This window comes from Blastococcus sp. CT_GayMR20, assembly GCF_004570345.1.
Window position 1 is genome coordinate 1 of the sequence record NZ_SPQM01000206.1, and the last position, 6615, is coordinate 6615.

Genomic DNA, 6615 nt, shown 5'->3' on the forward strand with positions numbered 1-6615 from the left:
CCTGGACTAGACCGGACCCTCTCGGCGAGAGACCACTACGGCCGGCGTCCCCTCGGGGGCGCCGGCCGCTGTGTCGTCAGGGTTCGCAGCCCCACGGGGTCGCCGCAGCAACCGGTGTGGGGACGTCGGCCTCGGGCAGGAAGTAGGTCACGAAGAACTTCACCTCCTCCGTGTCGCTCCCGTTGACGAGGTTGTGCACACCGGACGGGTGGGCGAACGCCATCCCCGTGGAGTAGGTGTCCTCGCGGCAGCCGCCGCGACCCCCCTGTCGAGGCTGCACCAGTGTCATCGTGCCGGACTCGACCACCACCAGGGACCATGCCGCGTGCTCGTGCCAACCGGTCTCTCCGCGCTTCGCCAGTGTGGCGCTCACCAGGGCGAGGTCGGTCGGCTCGTCCGCGCTCAGCCGGAGACCGGCCCCTCGGTCCCGGACCCGGAACTCGCCCAGCGACCCCCGGGCGAGCAGCTCGGAGGTCACGTCAGAGGCGGCGGGTGGCTCCGCCGGTGCCGGCGCCGTGCCCCCGTGGTCGGGGTCCGCGGACGCGGTACCGGGCACCAGCGCGGCGGCCAGCACCGCCCCGGACGTGATCGCTATCGCCTTCATCCTCATCGGACTGCCCTTCCCTTGTCCGTGCTCCTGGGTCGACGTCGACGCTAGGAGCGCCGCCGACCGCCCCGATGACCGTCGGATGAGACTTCGATGAGGCCTGCGGGACCCGGTGGCCGCCCTGCCTCCCCCCTCGGAGGGACGGGAAGGTGTCGATCGGGTGACGATCGGTGTGCGCCGACACCTGTCGGGTAGACGGCGTAGCGTGGGACTGGTCAAGACAGCAGAGGACCCACGGTCGGCCGGCATCCAGCCGGTCGGCACACGACAACCAGCACGAGCACCATCCGTTCCACTCCAGTGACGTCCCCTGCTGGACCTGTTCCACCCACGTGTCCCAACGGTCACGGACTCATCTCTTTCGGCGAGTCCGTGGTCACAGGCCACCGGAACGGGAACACGAGGGGCCATCCTGGCGCTGTGCAGGAGGCCGATCAGCAATCGCTGGTCCGTGCGGTAGAGAGCGAGTGATGAGCCAGATGACCCAGACGCTGACGACGACCCCGCCCACCGATGACCTCGTCGTTCCGTTCCACTGTGACCGCTGTGGGGCCCTGGCCAAGGTGCGCGTCGTTCTCGCGAGCGGCAGCGATCTCGTTTTCTGCGGGCACCACGCCCGTGAGTACGAGAGCAAGCTGCGCGATATCGCGGTCGACATCATCGACACAGACGGCGAGCAGCACGTGACTGCGTGAGGAAGGCGATATCGTCGCGCCCGCGATGACCGCTTCACCTGACGACGCCGCCGCGTCCTCCGTTCCGCCCCGTGCGGACCGAGGGCCGGCGGCTCCGTCGTTCTCGGGGGCCACCGGTCCACGGATACCGGAGGACTCCCTCATGCCCCAGCAGCCCCCCGTGCACGACGAGACCGTGCGCATGCGCCCCGACGGTCCCGACGTCGACTCCGCCCGCCCCTCGCCCGCTGCCCCGTGGCCGGACACCGACGAGGTCGACGACACGCGCCCGGTCACCCGCGACTGGCTGCTCGGCGCGCCCGGCGGCCCTGCGGACCCCGCGTCCGCCGCGCCGGCCCAGGCTCCGCCCGCACCGGCACCGGCGCCGGTGCCTGCCGACGACGACAGCACCCAGGCGTTCGACCTGTCCGGGCCGCCCGCGCCCCCCGCCGCGGGCACCGACACCGACACCGACACCGACACCGGCGCCGTCCCGATCACGGAGTACGACGGCGACGGCACGGACACCCCCGTCGGCCCCCCGCCGGACGACGAGCCGCCCGCGGGCGGCTCCCGCGGCCCGTGGTGGCGGCGGCGCGCCGTCCTGGTGCCCGCCGGTGCGGTCGCCCTCCTGGCCGCCGCGTACGGCGCCGACCTGGCGATCTCCTCCGGCGACATCCCGCGTGCGACGATCGTGGCCGGCGTCGACATCGGCGGGCTCTCCCCCGCCGCCGCCGCGACCACGCTGGAGCGCGAGCTGGCCCCGCGCGTCGACGCCGAGCACCAGGTGCGCGCCGACGACGTGACGGCTCCCTTCTCGCCCGCCACAGCCGGGATCACCCTCGACGTGGACGCCACGATCGACTCCGCCGACGACCAGCCGCTCAACCCCTGGACCCGGCTCACGAGCTTCTTCGGCGAGCGCGAGGTCGAACCCACCTTCACCGGTGAGGAGACGGCGCTCGCCGCCCAGATCGACGCGCTGGCCGAGCAGGTCGACCGCGCGCCGGTGGACGCGACGATCGTGATGGAGGGGACCACCCCGTCGGTCAGCGAGCCGGCCGACGGACGCGCACTGGACCGCGACGGCGCCGCCGAGGCCGTCTTCGACGCGCTGCGGGCCGGCGCCGACCCGGCAACGCCGATCGACCTGCCGGTCGACGTCACGCCCGTCGAGGTCGACGCGGCCGAGGCGGAGCGGGTGCTGGAGGAGACCGTCACCCCCGCGCTCTCCGCGCCGGTCACCGTCGCAGTCCAGGACAACGACGAGACCGCCGAGGTGTCGGTGGAGGCGATCGCGGCCTCGCTCACCTTCACCCCCGAGGACGACGGCACGCTCGCCGTCGGCATCGACCCGGTCGCCCTCGAGACGGCCCTCGGTGACGAGCTGGCGGTCTTCGGCAGCGGCGCCGAGGACGCCGAGTTCGAGGTGTCCGGCGGAGCTGTCACGGTGGTCCCCTCGGTCGACGGCACGGGCGTCGCGCCCGCGACGCTGGCCGAGCAGCTGCTGCCCGTCCTCACCCAGGACGCCCCGCGCACCGTCACCGCCCAGCTGGGGCCGGTGCCGGCCGACTTCACCACCGAGGAGGCCCAGGCCCTCGGCATCAAGGAGGAGATCGGCAGCTTCACGACCAACATCGGCAACGCATCCAGCGGCGAGAACATCCGCGTCGTGGCGGCCGAGGTCGACGGTGCGCTCGTGCTGCCCGGCGAGACCTTCAGCCTGAACGGCTTCACCGGCCCGCGCGGCCTGGCGCAGGGCTACGTCGAGGCGGGCGTCATCAACAACGGCCAGTTCACCACCGCGGTCGGGGGCGGCATCAGCCAGTTCGCCACCACGATGTTCAACGCGGTGTTCTTCTCGGGGCTCGAGGACGTCTTCCACAAGCCGCACAGCTACTACATCAGCCGCTACCCCGCGGGCCGCGAGGCGACGGTCTACTACGACTCGATCGACCTGCAGTGGCGCAACGACAGCGACACCGGCGTCTACATCGACACCGCCTGGACGCCGGGGACGATCACGGTCACCTTCTACGGGACCAAGCGCTACGAGATCCAGTCGGTCAGCAGCGACCGCTACAACCAGCGGTCGCCCGTCGTCCAGGAGAAGCCGGACGACGGCACGTGCAAGCCGCAGGCCGGCTCCACCGGGTTCGACATCACCGTCACCCGCGTGTTCCGCGACCTGGCCACGGGCGCGGAGGTGAGGCGGGAGGACTTCCAGACCCGCTACGCCGCCGAGCCGGTGATCCGCTGCATCGCTCCCACCCCGGCACCGGCACCCGAGGGGACCACGCCGGGCGGCTGACCGGTCACCCGACCGGGGGCGCCTCCGCGGGTCCCGGCCCAGGCCGGGACTCCGGCGGGTGTGCGGCGTGCACACTGAGCGGGTGAGCACCGTCCTGCCCAGTGGGTCGCCGGCGCGCGCCGGCGACCACGCGGCAGAGGCGGCGGTCGCCGACGCCGGCCCGGCGGCACCACCGCTCCCGGACGACGACGCCGACGACCACCAGGGCACGGGCCGGCTGGCGCACTGGCCCGCGGTCGTGCGGGTGCCCTTGCAGGTGCTCGGTCGCACGCTGGCGAAGGCGTGGCAGGACCGGATCCTCGGGCTCTCCGCCGAGGCGGCCTTCTGGCAGATCCTGTCCATCCCGCCGCTGTTGATCGGGCTGCTGGGCTCGCTCGGCTACCTGGGGTCGCTGATCGGCGCCGATGCGGTCCGCCAGATCGAGGACCAGCTGCTGAGCGCGTCGGCCCGGGTACTCACGTCCGACGTCGTCGACGACCTCGTCGCGCCCACCCTCTCGGACATCCTGGGCTCGGGCCGCCTCGACGTCGTGAGCCTCGGCTTCCTGCTCGCCCTGTGGGCCGGCTCCTCGGCCACCGCGACGTTCATGAACACGATCGTCATCGCCTACGACCAGCGCGACGTCCGCGGGCCTATCCGGACGCGGCTGAAGGCGCTGTGGCTGTTCATCGTCGGCATGTTCATGGCCGTGCTGACCCTGCCGCTCCTGGTCCTGGGCCGCGAGGTGCTGGTCAACCTCCTGCCGGCTGACTGGCGCGACACCGGCATGGTCCTGGTCAACGCCGTCTACTGGCCGGTGGTGCTCATCGGACTGGTCCTGGCCCTCACGAGCTTCTACCACGTGGTGCTGCCCAACCGGCTGCCGTGGCGGCGCCACCTGCCCGGCACGGTGCTCGCCGTCGGGTTCTTCCTCGTCGCGGCGCTGCTCCTGCGCGCCTACGTCGCCGACATCCTGATCACGGCGCTGCCCTACGGCGCGCTGGCCGCTCCCATCGGGGCCCTGCTGTTCTGCTTCTTCTTCGGGATGGCGGTGCTCCTGGGCGCGGAGCTCAACGCCACGATCCAGGCCCGCTGGCCCGCCCCACTGCGGCGCCACGACCGGCGGCGCCGCGAGCGGCGGGCGGCGAAGCTGGCCGAGGAGGCCCGCCGCCTGGGTCTGTTGTAGGCCCCGCTGCAGGGTCCCGCCGTGGGTCCCGTCCAGAGGCTCGTCCCGAGCGTGCGAGGGATGAGGAGGACGGGACCCTTCATTTCTTGAGCGTCTCGTAGATCTCCTTGCACGCCGGGCACACCGGGCTGCCCGGCTTGGGGCTCTTGGTCACGGGGAAGACCTCGCCGCACAGGGCCTCGACCATCGTGCCCATGACGGCACTCTCGGCGATCTTGTTCTTGCGGACGTAGTGGAAGACCTCGTTGGCGTTGCCGGTGTCGGCGTCGCGGACGTCCGGCCGCTCGAGGATGTCGCTGCTGCTCACGGGCACTCCCTGCTCGCCGGTAAGGATTCGCCCTCCATGATGACAGGGTGCATCCCCCGTCCTCCGACCTTCCCGCCCGGAGCGTCCTCTCCCCCGAGGTCGCCGACGCCCTGGGCTCCGGCCGCCCCGTCGTCGCCCTCGAGAGCACGCTGCTCGCCCACGGGCTCCCGCGACCGGACAACCGGGCTGCCGCGGACGACGTGGAGGCCGCCGTCCGCGCCGGCGGAGCGGTGCCGGCCACCATCGCCGTCCTGGACGGCGTCCCGCACGTCGGGCTGACGCCTGTGGAGGTCGACCGGGTCTGCGCCGACCCGGACCTGGCCAAGCTCGGGGTTCGCGACCTACCCGTGGCCGCCGCCCTGGGCCTCAGCGGCGCCACGACGGTCTCCAGCACCGCCCTGCTCGCCGCGGCGGCCGGGATCGGTGTCTTCGCCACCGGCGGGCTGGGCGGCGTCCATCGGCAGGCCGTGGGCACCTTCGACGAGTCGGCCGACCTGACCGCACTGTCGCGCACCTCGCTCGTCGTCGTCTGCGCCGGGGTCAAGTCGATCCTCGACGTCCCGGCCACGCTGGAACGGCTCGAGTCGCTGTCGGTCACCGTCGTCGGCTACCGGACGACGACCTTCCCCGGCTTCTACGTCGCGGACTCCGGCGCGAGGCTGGACTGGTCCGTGGCCGATCCGGAGCAGGCCGCGGCGGTCTTCGCGGCGCGACGGCAGCTCGCGTCGGGCGCGGTGATCGTGGCCAACCCGCTGCCCCAGGACCAACAGCTCGACCCGGCACTGCACGACCGGGTGATCGCGGGCGCCCTGGCCGCCGCCGAGGAGGCGGGGGTGCGCGGCAAGGACGTCACGCCGTTCGTGCTGGACCACCTGCACCGCGCCAGCGAGGGCGCGACGCTGGCGGTCAACGTGCGGTTGGTACTGCGCAACGCGGAGCTCGCGGGCCGGATCGCCGCCGCGCTGGCGGGGGTGCCCCGCTGACCAGCGCCGCGCGGGTCGTCGTGGTGGGCGACGTCGCCACCGACGTCGTCGCCGTCCTCTCCGGGGCGCCGGCGCCCGGATCGGACCGGCCGGCGGCCATCCGCAGCCGTGGCGGCGGGGCGGGCGCCAACGTCGCCGTCCACCTGGCGCAACTCGGCGTCCCCGTGGTCCTGGCGGGGTGCATCGGCGACGACGCCGCGGGAGCCGGACTCACCGCGGAGCTGGCCGCGGCGGGCGTGCGGCTCGCGCTGCGGACCGTGCCGGGTGCCGCCACCGGCACGATCGTCAGCCTCGTGGAACCGGACGGGCAGCGCAGCATGCTCGCCGACCGCGGGGCGAACCTGGCACTGCGGACCGAGGACGTGCCCGCTCCCCCGCCCGGCGGCCACCTGCACCTCTCCGGCTACACGTTGCTCGACCCCGGCCCGCGCACCGGGGGGCTCGCCGCCCTGGACGCTGCCGTCGCGGCGGGGTGCACGGTGTCGGTCGACCCCGCGTCGACCACGCCCCTGGCGGCCTACGGCGTGGACCGCTGGCTCGCCGACACGGCGGCGGCGACCCTGCTGCT

General features: G+C 73.4%; 7 protein-coding genes. 5 read left to right on the forward strand and 2 right to left on the reverse strand.

Annotation, left to right across the window (positions count from 1 at the left end):
* Positions 1–76: 76 nt before the first annotated feature.
* Positions 77–610, reverse strand: coding sequence for a hypothetical protein (locus E4P40_RS25425; RefSeq protein ID WP_135161113.1), 534 nt, complete (start codon positions 608–610; stop codon positions 77–79).
* Positions 611–1077: 467 nt separating this feature from the next.
* Here E4P40_RS25425 and E4P40_RS25430 point away from each other — a divergent pair, with 467 nt between their 5' ends.
* From E4P40_RS25430 to E4P40_RS25440, 3 genes are all read left to right on the forward strand, one after another.
* A complete protein-coding gene (locus E4P40_RS25430; protein WP_135161114.1) occupies positions 1078–1302 on the forward strand; it encodes a hypothetical protein in 225 nt (74 codons plus the stop codon).
* Between the two features lie 142 nt (positions 1303–1444).
* Complete coding sequence (locus E4P40_RS25435; RefSeq protein ID WP_135161115.1) at positions 1445–3592, forward strand: VanW family protein; 2148 nt, start codon at positions 1445–1447, stop codon at positions 3590–3592.
* Between the two features lie 82 nt (positions 3593–3674).
* Positions 3675–4757 (forward strand): YihY/virulence factor BrkB family protein, encoded by a 1083-nt coding sequence (locus E4P40_RS25440; RefSeq protein ID WP_135161116.1) that lies wholly within the window; start codon positions 3675–3677, stop codon positions 4755–4757.
* Between the two features lie 79 nt (positions 4758–4836).
* On the opposite strand, the gene E4P40_RS25445 is transcribed toward E4P40_RS25440, so the two are convergent.
* Positions 4837–5064, reverse strand: coding sequence for a DUF3039 domain-containing protein (locus tag E4P40_RS25445; protein WP_135161117.1), 228 nt, complete (start codon positions 5062–5064; stop codon positions 4837–4839).
* A gap of 47 nt (positions 5065–5111) precedes the next feature.
* Here E4P40_RS25445 and E4P40_RS25450 point away from each other — a divergent pair, with 47 nt between their 5' ends.
* Together E4P40_RS25450 and E4P40_RS25455 are read left to right on the forward strand one after the other, a co-directional pair.
* Complete coding sequence (locus E4P40_RS25450; protein ID WP_135161118.1) at positions 5112–6047, forward strand: pseudouridine-5'-phosphate glycosidase; 936 nt, start codon at positions 5112–5114, stop codon at positions 6045–6047.
* Positions 6048–6070: 23 nt separating this feature from the next.
* Positions 6071–6615: carbohydrate kinase family protein (locus E4P40_RS25455; protein WP_245160579.1), on the forward strand; the 545-nt coding region annotated here is incomplete at its 3' end.